A 15510-nucleotide genomic window follows, 5' to 3' on the forward strand; every position below is an offset into this window, starting at 1 on the left:
AGGGTGCCGAGGGGTCGTCCGGATTGCCGTCCGGGGCGGCCCCGTTTTGCGTTGGTCAGGCGGCGCGGGCGCGCAGTCGACGTGCCGGCCGGGCGGGGATGCGGTGCATCTCGGCGATCTCGGCGCGGTCCTGCGGGCTGAACATCAGCCGACGGCCCATGCGGTGGGCCGGGAAGCCGCCGTGGTTCACGCCGTCGCGCAGTCGGCGGGCGCCGATACCGAGGCGGCGGGCGGTCTCGGCGACGTTGGTGAAGTCCTCTACGACCGTGGCAACGGACATTGGGTCACCTCATTCGGGGTTGGTCTCGCCGGTGGCGAGGAGCTGCGTGTCTTCGTGGGGCACGCCCAGTGCGGTGCGGAGCGCCACGTAGGCGGGGGGCCGCATGTGGCGACGAACGCCGATTTCCAGCCGCGTGAGATAGCTGCGGCTGATGCCTGCGGTACGGGCGAGGTCGGCGATGCGTATGCCGCGTGACATGCGGAGCTCTCGGATTGCCGCCCCGTCCACTTCGAAGGTGGGTTGGGGTGCCTTCATGGAGAGAAGCTAACAGTTTCTACTAGCAACATCTAGCAGTACTGTGCAGTAACATAGAGATGCTGGTAGATACTGGCATCTCTTCTTCAAGGAAAGTTCAAGAAGTGGTGGTGGGGATGTGTAGGCCGAAACGTGTTCCTGGCGGTACCTGGCAGTTCCTGGGAAGATCTGGCTATGGCCACCACCGACGCCGACAGAGCGCGCCTCAAGCGCATCGTGATCCAACGCCGAGTTCAGCTCGGCTGGCACAAAGCCGACGCCGCCACAGCCGCCGACCTCACGATCACCACCTACATGCGAATCGAAAAGGGGCTGTCCGTCCGGGACGTCACCTACGCCAAGATCGAGCGCGCCTTCGGATGGGCTCCAGGCGCCTGTGAAGCGATCCTCGAAGGTGCCACCGAAGCCCAGATGGCCGGCGAAGTTGTCGAGGGCGTTCGGTATGCCCCGGTCGCGGATGAAGACGGCGCGCGCAGGGCTGTGCAGGACGCGGTGATGGCGACGATGCCCGAGGTGACCGCTGGGCGGATGGCTGAACTGAGTGAGGCCGTGGTGGCTGAGCTCCGGAAGCGAGGCATCGTCAGTGGCGAAGATCCAAGCCGCTCGTAGCGCAACTGTTTCTGTGTAACTGGATCGTTACGCTGCGTTCGATGGCATATTCAGGTAATCCCTATTCGGTTACGCGTTCGATATGTAAGGCTCGTCTCTCGGGTCTTCCGAACGCACCGAAAGGGAGGGCCATGCAGCACGAGTTCATCACCTTGGATCAGGGGCCGGACTTCATCGGCCTCGTAGGTCAAGTAGGCGAGACGACCGTGTGTGTTATGACGCCCAAAGTCCTCAACGACGAGTCAGCCAGACGCGCCGCGAGGACACTGGTGAAGCGCCAAGGAGGCAACTGTGCCTCCTGCGTCTGCCAGAGCTGCCCGCTCCGGTAGCCGTCACAGGCGCTGTCCTGAAGATGTACGGCAGTCAGGGGTGCCTGCCGTCATCAGCACACCGAGGGGATGAACGTGGCGTACGCGGAGAAACGCGGGAAGAGCTGGCGGGTCAGGTACCAACTCCCCAACGGAAAGTACGACTCGGAAAGCGGATTCGAGACCAAGCAGGATGCGCTCGACTGGGGCCGCGCCCAAGAGACCGACGTCCAACGCAAGGTCTTCGTCAACCCGTCCGACGGGCGCAAGCTCTTCGGCGAATGGGTCGACGAGTGGCAGCAGGTCATGGACGTCGGCGAGATGTCGCAGCAGACCTACGGCAGCCGCCTGAACGCGGTCATCCTCCCGAAGTGGAAGAACACCCCCATCGGCGACATCACGTCGATGAGCTACAAGGCGTGGCGGGCCCAGCTCGTGGACCAGTACAAGAAGAACTACGTCGACGCCATCGAGGGCCTCATGCGCATGCTCCTCGATGACGCGGTCGACGAGAAACTCATCCCCTTCAACCCCATGCCCGCCGGATCCAAGCGCAAGCGCGGCCGGCACATCCCCGTCGAGACCGGCGACGAGTACGTATGGCCAACGCCCCGACAGGCTCGGCTCCTTGCTGAGAACGCCCGCACTCTGCGCGGCTTCCAGTGGTACGTCATGGTCCTCACCGTGGCCTACACCGGCCTGCGCATGGGGGAAGTGGCCGGACTTCGGCGCGACCAGCTCCACCTCCTGGGGCTGGAGTACGGCAAGTCCCTGCGCGTCCAGTGGCAGGGGCAGTGGCTCACCGAGCCCGCCAAGCACACTGTGGCAAAGGGCGAAACGCTGGAGTCGATTGCAGCCCTACGGCATGCCGACCCGAAGCGGGCCGCGGACATCGCCAAGGCGAACGAGATGGAGACCGGGGCCAAGCTGCGCGCCGGCCAGAAGGTGCAGCTGGCGAAGGGGTTCACGCTGCTGCCGCCGAAGTACAGCTCCTATCGGACTTTGATCCTGCCGCCGTTCCTCGGCGACCTGCTGTCCGAACTCCTCGCAGCGAACAGCCACGAGTACCTCGTGTTCCCGTCCCAGCGTGGCCGGCCGCTCCGGGTCGACGACCAGTTCTATGGCCGCTTCTGGCACCCGATCGTCGAGGGGCAGGGCGAGGAGCCGTCCAGGAAGGGGCGCCGTGCTCAGGCCCCGCTTCCGGCCGTGGACGGCATCTCCGAGATGGTGCCGCACGGTCTGCGTCACGGGCACAAAGTCTGGTTGGACGGGCAGGGGCACCCCCGGGTGGCGGTCGAGGAGCGAATGGGGCACAAGCTGCAGGGCGTTGAGGGGACGTACTCGCACACGTCGCCCGAGATGGAGCTTGGCATCGCCAAGGGGTTGCAGAAGGCGTGGGAGAAGTCGCTGACTGATGCAGCCGATGAGACGGCCGAGTGGCGGGAGAGGCGCTCTTCCTGACCTTGTCTCCCAAACGTCTCCCAAATGATCTACAAAAGACAGAAGGGCCCGACCGCTCGAAGCCGTCGGGCCCTTCGGATTCCTGCTCTGACCTGCGATCCAGCCTGGGGCTGAACGGCGGGCCGATCAAGCCTTCTTGGTCTCCCAGAAGATCTTGTCGATCTGAGCGATGTAGTCCAGCGCCTTCTGGCCCGTCGCCGGGTCCGTGGAGGCCTTCGCGGCCGACAGCGCCTTCAGGGCGTCGTTGACCAGCTGGTGCAGCTCCGGGTACTTCTCGAAGTGCGGGGGCTTGAAGTAGTCGCTCCACAGCACCGAGACGTGGTGCTTGGCGAGCTCGGCGCGCTGCTCCTTGATGACCACTGCGCGGGCCCGGAAGTGCGGGTCCTCGTTGGCCTGGTACTTCTCCTGGACGGCCTTGACGGACTCCGCCTCGATGCGGGCCTGGGCCGGGTCGTACACGCCGCAGGGCAGGTCGCAGTGGGCGCTGACCTTCACCTTGGGGGCAAACAGGCGGGAAAGCATTGAGCTGTCCTTCCTCGTGATCGTCTTCTCAGGTGGGACATTACTCCGTGAGTGACGGGTTTTAGCGGCTGCCCCCATGGGCTTAGGCCAAAAGTCCGGGGTGAGGATGGGACCGGTGGCCGAATGTACGAAACGCTGTGCGGGACGGTGTACTGGACGGACCGGGGAGGTGCCGGAGAGATGCGGGAGGTGCCGGAGGTGCCTGAGCTGACGCAGGAGCAGCGGGGGCGAGGGCTGTCCGGGCGCGTGCCGTTCCAGGTGGTGGAGGTGACGGGGCCGTCGATGGTGCCCACGCTCCATCACGGGGACTGGCTGCTCGTGCAGTACGGGGCGACGGTGCGCCCCGGGGACGCGGTGATTCTGCGCCATCCGTTCCAGCAGGATCTGCTGGTCGTCAAGCGGGCCGCCGAACGCCGCCGGGGCGGCTGGTGGGTGCTGGCCGACAACATCTTCGCCGGCGGCGACAGCACGGATTACGGGACGGTGCCCGAGGAGCTCGTACTGGCCAGGGTCCGGGCGCGCTACCGGCCGCTGAAGAAGGATCAGCGGTCGGTGTGGGGTGTGGTGACCTGGGCGGTCTCCGCGCTGCGGCCGGTCTCGGCGGCGCGTTCCGTCTCAAGGCGCTTGCGGGCCCGGTAGGCGGCCACGTTGGCGCGGGTCGCGCAGCGGTCCGAGCAGTAGCGGCGGGAGCGATTGGTCGAGGTGTCGAGGTAGGCGTTACGGCACGGCGCCGCCTCGCACACGCCGAGCCGGTCCACACCGTACGAGGTGAGATGGAAGGCGAGGCCCATCGCCGCGATGGCGGCGTACCCGGCCGTCGCGTTCGACGGATGGTCGGCCAGGTGCATGTGCCAGTCCGGTTTGCCGTCCTCGTCGCGGAAGTCGTGCCCGGAGATCTGCGGGCTGACCGGGAACTCCAGCAGCAGTGAGTTGAGCAGGTCGACGGCGAGCGTCTCGTCACCGCCGTCGGCCGCCTCGAAGACCGCGCGCAGTCGTGCCCGTACGGACCGGAAGCGGGTCACATCCGCGTCGGTCGCCCGCCGGGCCGCCTGTTGGTTGACGCCGAACAGCTCACGGACCGCCTCGACGGAGGTGAGGGAGTCCTTGTTGCGGGTCGGCTCCTCGGTGTTGACCAGACGCACGGCATAGTCCGAGTAATAGGCCAGTTCCACTTGTAGTCCTTACGGCGTCGGTCTAAAGTCGGTGCAGCGAACGATGTAATGGGCTTTTACCGTTCCAGGGTATTACATGGGAGGTTCCTCGTGGCGGAGACAACGACAGGTACTGACTGGGCGGCCTGGCAGGAGAGCTGGGACCGGCAGCAGGAGTGGTACATGCCCGACCGTGAGGAACGGTTCCGGGTGATGCTGGACATGGTCGAGGCCGTGGTGGGGCCCAGGCCGAGAGTGCTCGATCTCGCATGCGGTACGGGAAGTATTACGGACCGGCTCCTCAGGCGGTTCCCCGAAGCCACCAGCACGGGCGTCGATCTCGACCCGGCGCTGCTCGCCATCGCCCGTGGCCACTTCGACGGCGACGAGCGCGTCACCTTCGTCACCGCCGACCTCAAGGACCCCGACTGGGCAGGACAGTTGCCGTACGAGTCGTACGACGCGGTCCTCACCGCCACCGCCCTGCACTGGCTGCACACCAAACCGCTCACCGCGCTCTACCGGCGGATCGGCGGACTCGTCAGGGACGGCGGCGTGTTCATGAACGCCGACCACATGATCGACACCGAGACGCCCCGTATCAACGCGGCCGAGCGCGCCCACCGGCACGCGGCCATGGACCGTGCCAAGGCGGCGGGCGACCTCGACTGGGCGGACTGGTGGGCCCTCGCCGCGAAGGACCCGGTCCTCGCCGGGCCGACCGCCGAACGGTACGAGATCTACGGCGAGCACGCGGACGGTGACATGCCGTCCGTGCGGTGGCACGTCGACACCCTGCACGAGGCGGGGTTCGGCGAGGCACGCGCCGTCTGGGCGTCCCCGTCGGACAGCCTGGTGCTCGCCGTGAAGTAGCGGCAGCATGCGCAGGAAGGGGCGGTGCGGGCCTGGGCCCGTACCGCCCCTTCTTTTTCTGTCTTCTGCTGCAACCCGCTGTGCGTCCCGCCGCACTGGAAGGGTGAGACGGTCCGCACCCGCGGACCCGGAGAGGGGCGCTGACGATGCGGATCGATGACGATGCCGCGCTGCACGCCTTCGTCGAGGGCAGACGTACCGCACTGTTCCGCAGTGCGTATCTGCTGTGCGGCGACCGGCACGAGGCCGAGGACCTGGTCCAGACGACGCTGGTCAAAGTGGTGCTCGGCGGACGGCGGCACGGGCGGCTCGACAACATCGAGGCGTACGCACGCAAGACCCTGGTCAACACCTTCATCGCGGCCCGCCGCCGGTTCTGGCGGCGCGAACAGTCGTACGGCGAACTGCCCGACCGCGCGGGCCACGCGCCCGACACGGACACCGGCCTCGCGGTGCGGACGGCCCTCGCCCGGCTCACGGCCAAGCAGCGAGCCGTACTGGTGCTGCGCTACTGGGAGGACCTGAGCGTCGAGGCCACGGCCGAGCTGCTCGGGATGCGGGAGAACACGGTCAAGAGCCATGCGGCTCGGGGGTTGGCGGCGCTGCGCGCCGAGATGGCAGAGGAATTCGTATGAACGACGTGCATGAGCTGCTGGGCCGGGCCGCCGCGGACGCGGGGCAGCCGGTCATCTCCACCCAGGCGGTGTACGCCGGGGCCGCCGGGGTGCGCCTGCGGCGCCGGGTCACCGTGTCGGCGGCCGCGCTCGCCGTCGCTGCGGCCGGCGCGGTCGTGGTGCCCGGCCTGGCTTCGGACACGAAACCGAAGGAGTCGTCGGTGGCGGCCCCGGCCGAGCTCGCGGGGAACAGCGGCAGGGTCGAGCAGCTGGTCGAGCTGCTGCCCAAGGATGTGGGGAGCGTCGAACAGGTCTCGCTGGCCGTCATCATCAAGAACGCCACCCCCGAGCAGGCCAAGGAAAACCCGGTGGGGCCGCTGGACGGGCAGTACGCCGTCCGCAGGGACGGCGGCGTCGGCTATCTCACCGTCAGCATGATGGCCGCGGAGTCCGTCGCGAAGAAGTTCGGCGGACTCGATCCGGCTGCGGATCTGTGCAAGCCGAACCGTGGGGAGCATCGTCCGGCGGACTGCGTACGCGAGGAGCTCCCGGACGGGCGGGTGCTGACCATCTGGAGCGACCCGATGAAGTACGGTGGCACACCCCTGTGGGGGCCCGAGCTCGTCGGCCGGCTCACCCTGAAGGACGGCGGACTGCTGGCCGTCCGCAGCAGCACCGGTCTCAAGAGCGCGCAGGCGCAGGGCCCGCTCCTCAAGACCCCGCCGCTCACCCGCGCCCAGATGCGGACCCTGATGGTCAGCCCGGAACTGATGCCGAAGAAGTAGAGAACAGAAAGCAGGGGGCAGGGGCAGGGGCACGGAGAGGAGGGCGATGCGGACCCGGATCGGTCCGTACCGCCCTCCTTCTGCGCTCTTAGAGCACCTTCGACAGGAACGACTTCGTCCGGTCGTGCTGCGGGTTGGTCAGTACGTCGCGCGGGTGGCCCGACTCGACCACCACACCGTCGTCCATGAAGACCAGCGCATCGCCGACCTCACGGGCGAAGCCCATCTCATGGGTCACGACGACCATCGTCATGCCGTCCTCCGCGAGACCGCGCATGACGTCCAGGACATCGCCCACCAGCTCCGGGTCGAGCGCCGACGTCGGCTCGTCGAAGAGCATCAGCTTCGGCTCCATGGCCAGGGCGCGGGCGATGGCCACCCGCTGCTGCTGGCCGCCGGAGAGCTGGGAGGGGTAGTTCTTCGCCTTGTCGGCCAGGCCCACCCGGTCCAGCAGCCGTTCGGCCCGGGCCCTCGCCACGGCCTTCGGCTCGCGCTTGACCTGGACCGGGGCCTCCATGACGTTCTCGATCGCCGTCATGTGGGGGAAGAGGTTGAAACGCTGGAAGACCATGCCGATGTCCCGGCGCTTCAGGGCGACTTCGCTGTCCTTGAGCTCGTAGAGCTTGTCGCCCTTCTGCCGGTAGCCGACCAGCTCGCCGTCGACGGACAGCCGGCCGGCGTTGATCTGCTCCAGGTGGTTGATGCACCGCAGGAAGGTCGACTTGCCGGAACCGGACGGACCGATCAGACAGAAGACCTCGCGCGGAGCGACCTCCAGGTCGATGCCCTTGAGGATGTGCGCGGCGCCGAAGGACTTGTGGACGCCCTCGGCCTTCACCATGGCGGTCATGCCATGCCTCCCTTCGGGCGGCCCAGGGACAGCAGATTGGCCTTGACCTTCTGCAGCGGAGTGGGCGGCAGACTGCGGCTCGACCCGCGTGCGTAGTACCGCTCCAGGTAGAACTGGCCGATGCTCAGCACCGAGGTCATGATCAAGTACCAGGCCGCGGCCAGGAAGTACATCTCGACCGGGGCTCCGGACGATTGCCCGATGTCCTGGGCGTACTTGAACAGTTCGTAGAACTGCACGGCCGCCACCAGCGACGTCGTCTTGAGCATGTTGATGACTTCGTTGCCCGTCGGCGGCACGATCACCCGCATCGCCTGCGGGATCACCACGCGCCGCAGCGTCTTGCTGTGGCTCATGCCCAGCGCGTGCGACGCCTCCGTCTGGCCTTCGTCGACCGAGAGCAGCCCCGCACGGCAGATCTCCGCCATGTAGGCGGCCTCGTTGAGGCCCAGGCCGAGCAGCGCCGTCAGCAGCGGCGTCATGAAGCTCGACCAGTAGTCCTTGTAGATCGGTCCGAGGTTGATGGTCTCGAAGACCAGCCCCAGGTTGAACCAGACGAACAGCTGGACCAGGACCGGGGTGCCGCGGAAGAACCAGATGTAGAACCAGGCGATCGACGAGGTCACCGGGTTCCTCGACAGCCGCATGACGGCCAGCAGGACGCCGCCGACGATGCCGATCACCATCGACAGGGCGGTCAGCAGCAGGGTCTGGCCGACGCCCTTGATGATGCGGTCGTCGAAGAAGTAGTCGGGGACCGCACCCCAGTTGATCTTGCCCTGGCTGAACGCGTAGATGATCGCGACGAGCGCGGCGATGGCGACGACGGCCGAGACGTACCGGCCGTAGTGCCGTACCGGAATGGCCTTGATCGCCTCCGGACCGGTCGACGGGGCGGGGGGGATGGGCGGCCGGTCGGCCGTACCCGTCTTCTCTATGTCAGTCACAGGAACAGCCTTTCAGCGCCGGATCCTTGTCAGGATCCGCCGTTCAGCTTGGCCTCGGTGACCGCGCCGGCCTCCACGCCCCACTTGGCGATGATCTTCCCGTACTCGCCGCTCTTGATGAGCGCGTCCAGGGCCGCCTGGACGGCCTTGGCCAGCTGGTCGTTGCCCTTGGCGACGGCGATGCCGTACGGGGCGGCCTCGACCTGCTCGCCGACGAGCTCGAAGTCCTTGCCGCCGCCCGAGGTCTTCACCGCGTACGCGGCCACCGGGAAGTCGGAGGAGCCCGCGTCGGCGCCGCCGCTGCGCAGCCGGGTCTGGGCCTCCAGGTCGTTGTCGAACGTCTCCATGGCGATCTTCTTGCCACCCGTGCACTTCTTCGACTCGGACTTGGCGAGGTCGTGCGAGACCGTGCCGCGCTGGACGGCGATCTTCTTGCCGCAGAGGTCCGCCCAGGTCTTGATGCCCTGGTCGTCGCCCTTCCTGGTGTAGATCGAGACACCGGCGGTGAAGTAGTCGACGAAGTCGACCCCCTCGCCGACCTTCTTCTTGGTGTCGGAGTCGACGCCCTCCTGGCGGTCCTTGGTGTCGGTCATCGCCGACATCGCGAGGTCGTAGCGCTTGGAGCGCAGGCCGGTGATCAGCGTGTCGAACGTGCCGTTCTCGAACTGGAACGTCACGCCGAGCTCCTTGCCGAGCGCGGCACCGAGATCGGGGTCGATGCCGACCGTCCTGCCCGACTTGTCCTTGAACTCGACCGGCGGGTACGCGATGTCGGAGCCGACCTTGATGACGCCCTTGGCCTTGATCTCCGGCGGCAGGAGGTCGGCGGCCGTGGAGCTCTTCGTCGAGTCGGAGCTGTTGTTCCCGCTCTTGGTCTGGTCGCCGCAGGCGGTCAGCAGCAAGGTGCCGGCGACCGCGATGGCGCAGACCGCTGCAATCCGGGACTTCGCGGTCGTACGGCGGGTGGTGCTTGCGGTCATGATCAGGTTCCTCCGGCAGGTGAGGGCTGTGTTGCCAGGCGGTGGATGACACGCGTCATCGGGTGTCGCCGCCCTGTGCGATTACGGCATCTTGCCATTCGGATTTGCCCAAACAGTGGGCCAGTCATGTCAAAATCGGGTAACGGGCGATTCCGAACCTCAAGCGGCCGGTACACCAAGGCCGGACCATCTGTGGGGATTTCATCTTCACGCCGCAGGATCTGCGGCGCGTCTCGACTGGTGGACGCCATTTCGCTGGTAGGCCGACTTGTCCAGATATTCGACTATGAGTCACATCACCGCGTCGAGATGGACTCGTCGGTCACGTGGTCCGTCGGGTAAAAAAGACCTTTACACCCCTCATCCGGGGCTCAGGACGCGTGTGCGGCGCGTCCGCGCGTATGTATCTCTCCCTGCCGGGGCGGGCCAACCGCCGACGCGGGGAACGTACGCGGTGCCCGCCCACCCCTCCTCAACCAGGAGTGGCCACCCTCAAACGATGAAGACTTAAGGGGTCAACACCATGGCAGCGGAGATCGTCAATCCTCGCAGCGACAGCACCACTGACAGCACCACGGAAAGCACCACCGATGCGCCGTTCGACCCGGCCTTCGCGCTCCACCGCGGCGGCAAGATGGCTGTGCAAGCCACCGTGCCCGTCCGTGACAAGGACGACCTGTCCCTCGCGTACACGCCCGGCGTCGCCAAGGTGTGCAGCGCCATCGCCGAGAATCCCGAGCTGGTCCACGACTACACCTGGAAGTCGCAGGTCGTCGCCGTCGTGACGGACGGCACCGCGGTGCTCGGCCTCGGTGACATCGGCCCCGAGGCGTCCCTCCCGGTGATGGAGGGCAAGGCGATTCTGTTCAAGCAGTTCGGCGGCGTCGACGCGGTGCCGATCGCGCTCGCGACCACCGACGCGGACGAGATCGTGGAGACGGTCGTCCGGCTCGCGCCGTCCTTCGGCGGCGTGAACCTGGAGGACATCTCGGCGCCGCGCTGCTTCGAGATCGAGCGCAAGCTCCAGGAGCGGCTCGACATCCCGGTCTTCCACGACGACCAGCACGGCACCGCCGTCGTGACGCTCGCGGCCCTGCGCAACGCCGCGAAGCTGTCCGGCCGGAGCCTCGGTGACCTGCGCGCCGTGATCTCCGGCGCCGGTGCGGCCGGGGTCGCCATCGCCAAGTTCCTGCTGGAGGCGGGGCTCGGCGATGTCGCCGTGGCCGACCGCAAGGGCATCGTCAGCCGGGACCGCAAGGACCTGACGGACGTCAAGCGCGAGCTGGCCGAACTCACCAACCGGGCCGGGATCTCCGGTTCGCTGGAGAGCGCGCTGGCCGGTGCGGACGTCTTCATCGGCGTCTCCGGCGGTACGGTGCCCGAGGCGGCCGTCGCGTCGATGGCGCCCGGTGCGTTCGTCTTCGCCATGGCCAACCCGAACCCCGAGGTCCACCCCGACGTCGCGCACAAGTACGCCGCCGTCGTGGCGACCGGGCGGTCGGACTACCCGAACCAGATCAACAACGTGCTGGCCTTCCCCGGCATCTTCGCGGGTGCGCTTCAGGTCCGGGCCTCCCGGATCACCGAGGGCATGAAGATCGCTGCGGCGAACGCGCTGGCGGATGTCGTGGGCGATGAGCTCGCGGCGGACTACGTGATTCCGTCGCCGTTCGACGAGCGGGTCGCGCCTGCGGTGACGGCCGCTGTGGCCGCGGCGGCGCGGGCGGAGGGCGTGGCCCGGCGCTGAGTTCCGGGGCGGGGCGGGGTGCGAATGCCCGGGTGCGGGGTGTGTGCCCGCGGGTGATCCGGTCGCGGGTGCGCCTGCGGCGGGCCTGTTACCCTCCCCGCCCCTTCCTTCCTTGTCCGGGGGTGCTGCCCCCGGACTCCCGCTCCTCGGTCGCCGGAGGGGCTGATTCTTTCGCGGTGCGCGTCACACCCGTGGCCGGTTACGCCGGTCCGTGCCCCGGCCTATCGTCGAGGCCATGTTCGCCGCCTACGCATCCCGTATCGACCGCGACCAGCCCCTGAACGGCCTTGAGCTGGGTGAGCGCCCCGCCCCCGAGGCGCGTCCCGGCTGGACCACCGTCAGTGTCCGGGCCGCCTCACTCAACCACCACGACCTCTGGTCCCTGCGCGGCGTCGGCCTCGCCGAGGACAAGCTGCCGATGATTCTCGGCTGCGACGCCGCCGGGATCGACGAGGACGGCAACGAGGTCGTCCTGCACTCCGTCATCGGGCAGACCGGGCACGGCGTCGGCCCGAAGGAACCCCGGTCCATCCTCACCGAGCGCTACCAGGGCACCTTCGCCGAGCAGGTCACCGTCCCCAGCTGGAATGTGCTGCCCAAGCCGAAGGAACTCACCTTCGAGCAGGCCGCCTGCCTGCCGACCGCCTGGCTCACCGCGTACCGGATGCTCTTCACCAACGCCGGGGTGCGCCCGGGCGATTCGGTCCTCGTCCAGGGCGCGGGCGGCGGCGTCGCCACCGCCGCGATCGTGCTCGGCCGGGCCGCCGGGCTGCGGATCCACGCCACCAGCCGCGACGAGGCCAAGCGCAAGCGCGCCGTCGAACTCGGAGCGGTCGAGGCGTACGAGCCCGGCGCGAGGCTGCCGGAGCGTGTCGACGCGGTCATCGAGACCGTCGGCGCCGCCACCTGGTCCCACTCGGTGAAGTCCCTGCGCCCCGGCGGCACGCTCGTCATCTCCGGTGCGACCAGCGGCGACCGGCCCTCGCACGCCGAGCTGACCCGGATCTTCTTCCTGGAACTGAAGGTCGTCGGCTCGACCATGGGGTCCAAGGACGAGCTGGAGGACCTGCTGGCGTTCTGCGCGACGACCGGCGTACGGCCCGTCATCGACGAGGTGCTGCCGCTGGACCGGGCCCGCGAGGGGTTCGAACGGCTGGCCGCGGGCGACCAGTTCGGGAAGATCGTGCTCACCTGCTCCTGAGGCGCGCGGCCGAGTCGGTCACCACAGACCTCTCATGTCAACCATGGTTGACATGAGAGGTCATGTCAACGTAAGTTGACATCATGACCGAAGCAACGGATCTCGCCGCGCGCGCCGGTGACCGCGACCCCCGGGTGGGGTTGCGGGCGGTCGCCGCACTGCGGCGGCTGCTGGAGCAACTTGAAGCCGTACAAGTCGCAAGCGCCCGCGCGAACGGCTGGTCGTGGCAGGAGATTGCCGCCGAACTGGGCGTCAGCCGACAAGCCGTGCACAAGAAGTACGGGAGGCATTGATGTTCGAACGATTCACCAAGAGCGCCCGGGCGACCGTGACCGGCGCCGTGACCCATGCCGAACGGGCCGACGCCGAATCGGTCACCGAGGAGCATCTGCTGCTCGCCCTGCTGGATCAGCACAGCGGCCGGGCCTCCTTCGCCATCGCCTCGCTGGGCCTCGCCGACCGCCGCGCGGCGGTCGAGGCCGATCTGGTCACGGCGCGCCGCCGCGGCGGGCTGACCCGGGCCGATACGGACGCGCTCGCCGACATCGGCATCGACGTCGCCGAGATCGTCGCCCGGGTCGAGGAGATCCACGGGGAAGGCGCGCTGGACAGGGGCCGGCGGCGCGGGCCGGGACGTCGCCCGTTCACCCGCGGGTCGAAGGACGTTCTGACGAAGACGCTGCGGATCGCGGTGGGGCGCGGAGACCGCTTCATCGGCGACGAGCACCTGCTGCTGGCACTCACCGCCTGCCCTGGTGTGGTCGCCGACGTACTCGCCGTCCATGGCGCGACGTACGAAACGGTGAATCGCGCGCTGTACGGGGACGGGGACGGGGACGGGGACGGGGACGGGGACGGCACCGTTCCGTCCGGCGTTTGAGGGCCGGGGGCCGAGAGCCGAGAGCCGGTGAGCCGAGAGCCGGGGCGGGGCGGGGCCCCGGTTCACCTTTCCCCGCCGTCGTCCTTCCTCAGCAGTGCCTCGATGTGGGCCGCCGCCGTGGACAGCCGGCGGCGGGCCTCCGTCAGTTGCTCCTCCGTGACGCCCCGGTCCCGGGCCGCGTCGCGGATGTCGTCGCGGAAGCGGTCGAGCAGGCGGTCCAGGTCGCGGGCCGGGTCGCCGGTGCGGGCGGTGTCCTTGCCCCATTCCGGGTCGGCGTCGGCGGGCTCCGGCTTGATGTACGGGGGCCAGCTGCCCGTCCTGGCGAAGTTGCCCAGCTGGCCGGTGATCTCGGCCAGCCCTTCCCGTACGCCGGAGGGCCAGTCGCCCCGCGCGAAGTGCTCCTGGACCTGGCGGGCGGCGTTCTGCATCTGCTCGCGCGCCTTGTCCTGGGCCTCCTTGGCCTGCCGGCGGGCCTGCTGGGCGTCCTCGCGGGCGCGGCGGGACTCGTCCTTCGCCCGGCGGGCCTGCTCCTTCCACTCCTGTTTGGCCTTGCGCAGCTCCTCCTTCGCGGCCCCCCACGACTCCTTGTCGCCGAAGTCCGTGAAGTCGCCGAAGGGGAAGTCCCGGTCGCCCCGGGCGCCGGTGGAACCGGTGGAGGTCTGCCTGGTCTCGTGCGCCGCGGCCCGCATCTCGCTGCGCAGCTTCCCGGCGGCGCCGCGGACGTCGTCCCGGATCTCGGCGGCCAGTTCGGAGACGGATTCCCTGATCTCCAGTTCCAGATCGGCCAGCTCGCCCGTGCGGCCCGCCAGCTCGGCGCGGCCGGCGTCGGTGATCGAGTAGACCTTGCGGCCGCCCTCGGTGGCATGGGTGACGAGGCCCTCGGCCTCCAGTTTGGCCAGGCGCGGATAGACCGTGCCCGCCGAGGGCGCGTACAGCCCCTGGAAGCGCTCCTCCAGGAGCCGGATCACCTCGTAGCCGTGGCGAGGGGCCTCGTCGAGCAGCTTCAGCAGATAGAGGCGGAGGCGGCCGTGGGCGAATACGGGGGCCATGTCAGAGCACCTTTCCGGTCGGCTCGGCGTCGTACGGATCGTCTTCGGCCGGTGGGCGGCGCAGCAGGGCGATCGAGCCCGAGAGGGTCGTCGCCCGCAGCTGCCCGGTCCCGGCGCCCAGCGTGCCGGTGATCCTCTTCGCCCCCCACTGGCCGCTGACCCGCAGATCCTCGAAGCCGTTGGAGAGGGTGCCGCTCGTGGTGTTCGCCTCGACCGTCGCGTCCGCCGGGTGCGGCAGCCGGATGGCGACCTCGCCGGACACCGTGTTCAGCCGGATGTCCGTGGGCTTCCCGCTCGGGTCCAGATCCAGCACCATGTTCCCGCTGACCGACTCCGCCCGTACCGAGGCCCCGGCGCCCTCCACGACCGTCAGATCGCCCGAGACCGTCTGGAAGCGCAGCTCGCCGGTGACGGCCTGGGCCTCCACGCTGCCGGAGACCGTCTCGGCCCGGACCGGACCGGCGAGCCCGACGAGCGTGGAGTCGCCGCTGACGCCCCGTACGTCCGTACGCCCCCGGATTCCGGACACGACGGCCCCGGCGCCGACCACGCCGACCGCCACCGCCGACCCGGCGGGCACGGCGAGCGAGACGACCGCGCTGCGGTGCCAGCCCTTGCGGTCGAACCACTTGAGGAAGTCGTTCCAGGGCAGGCCCTCGTACGCGACCGTGAGGGTGCCGCCCTCCTGGGTCACGATCAGCGGCGGGCCCTCGATCGCGGAGACCTCCAGCCGGGCGGTCGGTTCATCGGTGCCGACGACATTGACCGCGCCCCCGACGATGCGCACATTGAGCGACGTCACGGGATCGTCGAAGGTCAGCTTCCGGGGCTCGGCGATGGCCCATGTCGACACAGGCATGGATCTGACCTCCAGGGGAGTGTCGAATGACGCAACATATCGCGTCTCTTAGGGAACACGATATATCGCGGATCGGCGAAGTCAAGGGGCGCTGTGGTGGCTTCGCTGATCAGGAGGGGGCAAATGCATCGGACATGGA

General features: G+C 68.5%; 19 protein-coding genes. 10 read left to right on the forward strand and 9 right to left on the reverse strand.

The genetic code is table 11. From position 1 onward, the window contains the following. Window positions 1–55: 55 nt before the first annotated feature. Together ACFVV1_RS02790 and ACFVV1_RS02795 are read right to left on the reverse strand one after the other, a co-directional pair. A complete protein-coding gene (locus ACFVV1_RS02790; protein ID WP_389983371.1) occupies window positions 56–280 on the reverse strand; it encodes a hypothetical protein in 225 nt (74 codons plus the stop codon). 9 nt (window positions 281–289) lie between these two features. Then, complete coding sequence (locus tag ACFVV1_RS02795; protein WP_389983374.1) at window positions 290–535, reverse strand: helix-turn-helix domain-containing protein; 246 nt, start codon at window positions 533–535, stop codon at window positions 290–292. A 174-nt stretch (window positions 536–709) separates the two neighbouring features. Between ACFVV1_RS02795 and ACFVV1_RS02800 the strand changes: the two genes are divergently transcribed. Together ACFVV1_RS02800 and ACFVV1_RS02805 are read left to right on the forward strand one after the other, a co-directional pair. Next, entirely contained in the window at window positions 710–1144 is a 435-nt protein-coding gene (locus ACFVV1_RS02800) for a hypothetical protein (RefSeq protein WP_389983377.1), read from the forward strand. A gap of 398 nt (window positions 1145–1542) precedes the next feature. Then, window positions 1543–2913, forward strand: a complete 1371-nt coding sequence (locus tag ACFVV1_RS02805) for a LysM peptidoglycan-binding domain-containing protein (protein ID WP_389983380.1) — start codon at window positions 1543–1545, stop codon at window positions 2911–2913. A 126-nt stretch (window positions 2914–3039) separates the two neighbouring features. Here ACFVV1_RS02805 and sodN read toward each other — a convergent pair whose 3' ends face one another. Beyond that, window positions 3040–3435, reverse strand: a complete 396-nt coding sequence (gene sodN / locus ACFVV1_RS02810; protein ID WP_093899557.1) for a superoxide dismutase, Ni — start codon at window positions 3433–3435, stop codon at window positions 3040–3042. A 180-nt stretch (window positions 3436–3615) separates the two neighbouring features. Between sodN and sodX the strand changes: the two genes are divergently transcribed. Then, window positions 3616–4074, forward strand: coding sequence for a nickel-type superoxide dismutase maturation protease (gene sodX / locus ACFVV1_RS02815; protein ID WP_389983383.1), 459 nt, complete (start codon window positions 3616–3618; stop codon window positions 4072–4074). Here sodX and ACFVV1_RS02820 read toward each other — a convergent pair. Further along, window positions 3978–4607 (reverse strand): CGNR zinc finger domain-containing protein, encoded by a 630-nt coding sequence (locus tag ACFVV1_RS02820; RefSeq protein ID WP_389983386.1) that lies wholly within the window; start codon window positions 4605–4607, stop codon window positions 3978–3980. The genes sodX and ACFVV1_RS02820 overlap by 97 nt on opposite strands. Before the next feature lie 48 nt (window positions 4608–4655). Here ACFVV1_RS02820 and ACFVV1_RS02825 point away from each other — a divergent pair, with 48 nt between their 5' ends. From ACFVV1_RS02825 to ACFVV1_RS02835, 3 genes are all read left to right on the forward strand, one after another. Then, window positions 4656–5459, forward strand: a complete 804-nt coding sequence (locus ACFVV1_RS02825) for a class I SAM-dependent methyltransferase (protein ID WP_389983389.1) — start codon at window positions 4656–4658, stop codon at window positions 5457–5459. Between the two features lie 146 nt (window positions 5460–5605). Continuing rightward, the gene (locus ACFVV1_RS02830; RefSeq protein ID WP_389983391.1) at window positions 5606–6094 is read left to right on the forward strand and encodes a SigE family RNA polymerase sigma factor; all 489 of its coding nucleotides are present in this window, start codon (window positions 5606–5608) and stop codon (window positions 6092–6094) included. Next, complete coding sequence (locus ACFVV1_RS02835) at window positions 6091–6858, forward strand: hypothetical protein (RefSeq protein ID WP_389983394.1); 768 nt, start codon at window positions 6091–6093, stop codon at window positions 6856–6858. Before ACFVV1_RS02830 ends, ACFVV1_RS02835 begins: the two co-directional genes overlap by 4 nt. An 88-nt stretch (window positions 6859–6946) precedes the next feature. Here ACFVV1_RS02835 and ACFVV1_RS02840 read toward each other — a convergent pair whose 3' ends face one another. Genes ACFVV1_RS02840 through ACFVV1_RS02850 form a run of 3 tightly spaced genes read right to left on the reverse strand, consistent with a single transcriptional unit; the run spans window position 6947 to window position 9635 of the window. Further along, a complete protein-coding gene (locus tag ACFVV1_RS02840) occupies window positions 6947–7708 on the reverse strand; it encodes an amino acid ABC transporter ATP-binding protein (RefSeq protein WP_389983397.1) in 762 nt (253 codons plus the stop codon). Then, window positions 7705–8655, reverse strand: coding sequence for an amino acid ABC transporter permease (locus ACFVV1_RS02845; RefSeq protein WP_389983400.1), 951 nt, complete (start codon window positions 8653–8655; stop codon window positions 7705–7707). Before ACFVV1_RS02845 ends, ACFVV1_RS02840 begins: the two co-directional genes overlap by 4 nt. 29 nt (window positions 8656–8684) lie before the next feature. Continuing rightward, window positions 8685–9635 carry an ABC transporter substrate-binding protein gene (locus tag ACFVV1_RS02850; RefSeq protein WP_389983403.1) on the reverse strand — a complete coding sequence of 317 codons (951 nt, stop codon included), beginning with the start codon at window positions 9633–9635 and terminating at the stop codon, window positions 8685–8687. A gap of 523 nt (window positions 9636–10158) precedes the next feature. Here ACFVV1_RS02850 and ACFVV1_RS02855 point away from each other — a divergent pair. The 4 genes from ACFVV1_RS02855 to ACFVV1_RS02870 all read left to right on the forward strand — a co-directional run bounded on the left by ACFVV1_RS02855 (window position 10159) and on the right by ACFVV1_RS02870 (window position 13463). Then, window positions 10159–11382, forward strand: coding sequence for an NADP-dependent malic enzyme (locus tag ACFVV1_RS02855; protein WP_389983406.1), 1224 nt, complete (start codon window positions 10159–10161; stop codon window positions 11380–11382). 235 nt (window positions 11383–11617) lie between these two features. Then, window positions 11618–12583 (forward strand): zinc-binding dehydrogenase, encoded by a 966-nt coding sequence (locus ACFVV1_RS02860; RefSeq protein WP_389983409.1) that lies wholly within the window; start codon window positions 11618–11620, stop codon window positions 12581–12583. 83 nt (window positions 12584–12666) lie between these two features. Beyond that, window positions 12667–12876 carry a helix-turn-helix domain-containing protein gene (locus tag ACFVV1_RS02865; RefSeq protein ID WP_383755783.1) on the forward strand — a complete coding sequence of 70 codons (210 nt, stop codon included), beginning with the start codon at window positions 12667–12669 and terminating at the stop codon, window positions 12874–12876. After that, complete coding sequence (locus ACFVV1_RS02870; RefSeq protein WP_389983412.1) at window positions 12876–13463, forward strand: Clp protease N-terminal domain-containing protein; 588 nt, start codon at window positions 12876–12878, stop codon at window positions 13461–13463. Before ACFVV1_RS02865 ends, ACFVV1_RS02870 begins: the two co-directional genes overlap by 1 nt. Window positions 13464–13525: 62 nt before the next feature. Here ACFVV1_RS02870 and ACFVV1_RS02875 read toward each other — a convergent pair whose 3' ends face one another. Both ACFVV1_RS02875 and ACFVV1_RS02880 read right to left on the reverse strand, forming a co-directional pair. After that, window positions 13526–14512, reverse strand: a complete 987-nt coding sequence (locus ACFVV1_RS02875; protein ID WP_389983415.1) for a helix-turn-helix transcriptional regulator — start codon at window positions 14510–14512, stop codon at window positions 13526–13528. A 1-nt stretch (window position 14513) separates the two neighbouring features. Continuing rightward, on the reverse strand, window positions 14514–15371 hold the full coding sequence (locus ACFVV1_RS02880) for a DUF4097 domain-containing protein (protein WP_389983418.1): 858 nt from the start codon (window positions 15369–15371) through the stop codon (window positions 14514–14516). Window positions 15372–15510 lie beyond the last annotated feature (139 nt).

The organism is Streptomyces sp. NPDC058092 (assembly GCF_042884935.1).
Taxonomy (GTDB): Bacteria; Actinomycetota; Actinomycetes; order Streptomycetales; family Streptomycetaceae; genus Streptomyces.

What these genes read in the sequence shown, in the direction of transcription:
- sodX (WP_389983383.1), top strand. Translation starts at nt 3,616, where the DNA reads ATGCGGGAGGTGCCGGAGGTGCCTGAGCTGACGCAGGAGCAGCGGGGG.
- ACFVV1_RS02830 (WP_389983391.1), top strand. Translation starts at nt 5,606, where the DNA reads ATGCGGATCGATGACGATGCCGCGCTGCACGCCTTCGTCGAGGGCAGA.
- ACFVV1_RS02835 (WP_389983394.1), top strand. Translation starts at nt 6,091, where the DNA reads ATGAACGACGTGCATGAGCTGCTGGGCCGGGCCGCCGCGGACGCGGGG.
- ACFVV1_RS02825 (WP_389983389.1), top strand. Translation starts at nt 4,656, where the DNA reads ATGGGCTTTTACCGTTCCAGGGTATTACATGGGAGGTTCCTCGTGGCG.
- ACFVV1_RS02880 (WP_389983418.1), bottom strand. Translation starts at nt 15,371, where the DNA reads ATGCCTGTGTCGACATGGGCCATCGCCGAGCCCCGGAAGCTGACCTTC.
- ACFVV1_RS02790 (WP_389983371.1), bottom strand. Translation starts at nt 280, where the DNA reads ATGTCCGTTGCCACGGTCGTAGAGGACTTCACCAACGTCGCCGAGACC.
- ACFVV1_RS02795 (WP_389983374.1), bottom strand. Translation starts at nt 535, where the DNA reads ATGAAGGCACCCCAACCCACCTTCGAAGTGGACGGGGCGGCAATCCGA.
- ACFVV1_RS02850 (WP_389983403.1), bottom strand. Translation starts at nt 9,635, where the DNA reads ATGACCGCAAGCACCACCCGCCGTACGACCGCGAAGTCCCGGATTGCA.
- ACFVV1_RS02865 (WP_383755783.1), top strand. Translation starts at nt 12,667, where the DNA reads ATGACCGAAGCAACGGATCTCGCCGCGCGCGCCGGTGACCGCGACCCC.
- ACFVV1_RS02870 (WP_389983412.1), top strand. Translation starts at nt 12,876, where the DNA reads ATGTTCGAACGATTCACCAAGAGCGCCCGGGCGACCGTGACCGGCGCC.
- ACFVV1_RS02800 (WP_389983377.1), top strand. Translation starts at nt 710, where the DNA reads ATGGCCACCACCGACGCCGACAGAGCGCGCCTCAAGCGCATCGTGATC.
- ACFVV1_RS02860 (WP_389983409.1), top strand. Translation starts at nt 11,618, where the DNA reads ATGTTCGCCGCCTACGCATCCCGTATCGACCGCGACCAGCCCCTGAAC.
- sodN (WP_093899557.1), bottom strand. Translation starts at nt 3,435, where the DNA reads ATGCTTTCCCGCCTGTTTGCCCCCAAGGTGAAGGTCAGCGCCCACTGC.
- ACFVV1_RS02875 (WP_389983415.1), bottom strand. Translation starts at nt 14,512, where the DNA reads ATGGCCCCCGTATTCGCCCACGGCCGCCTCCGCCTCTATCTGCTGAAG.
- ACFVV1_RS02855 (WP_389983406.1), top strand. Translation starts at nt 10,159, where the DNA reads ATGGCAGCGGAGATCGTCAATCCTCGCAGCGACAGCACCACTGACAGC.
- ACFVV1_RS02840 (WP_389983397.1), bottom strand. Translation starts at nt 7,708, where the DNA reads ATGACCGCCATGGTGAAGGCCGAGGGCGTCCACAAGTCCTTCGGCGCC.
- ACFVV1_RS02805 (WP_389983380.1), top strand. Translation starts at nt 1,543, where the DNA reads ATGAACGTGGCGTACGCGGAGAAACGCGGGAAGAGCTGGCGGGTCAGG.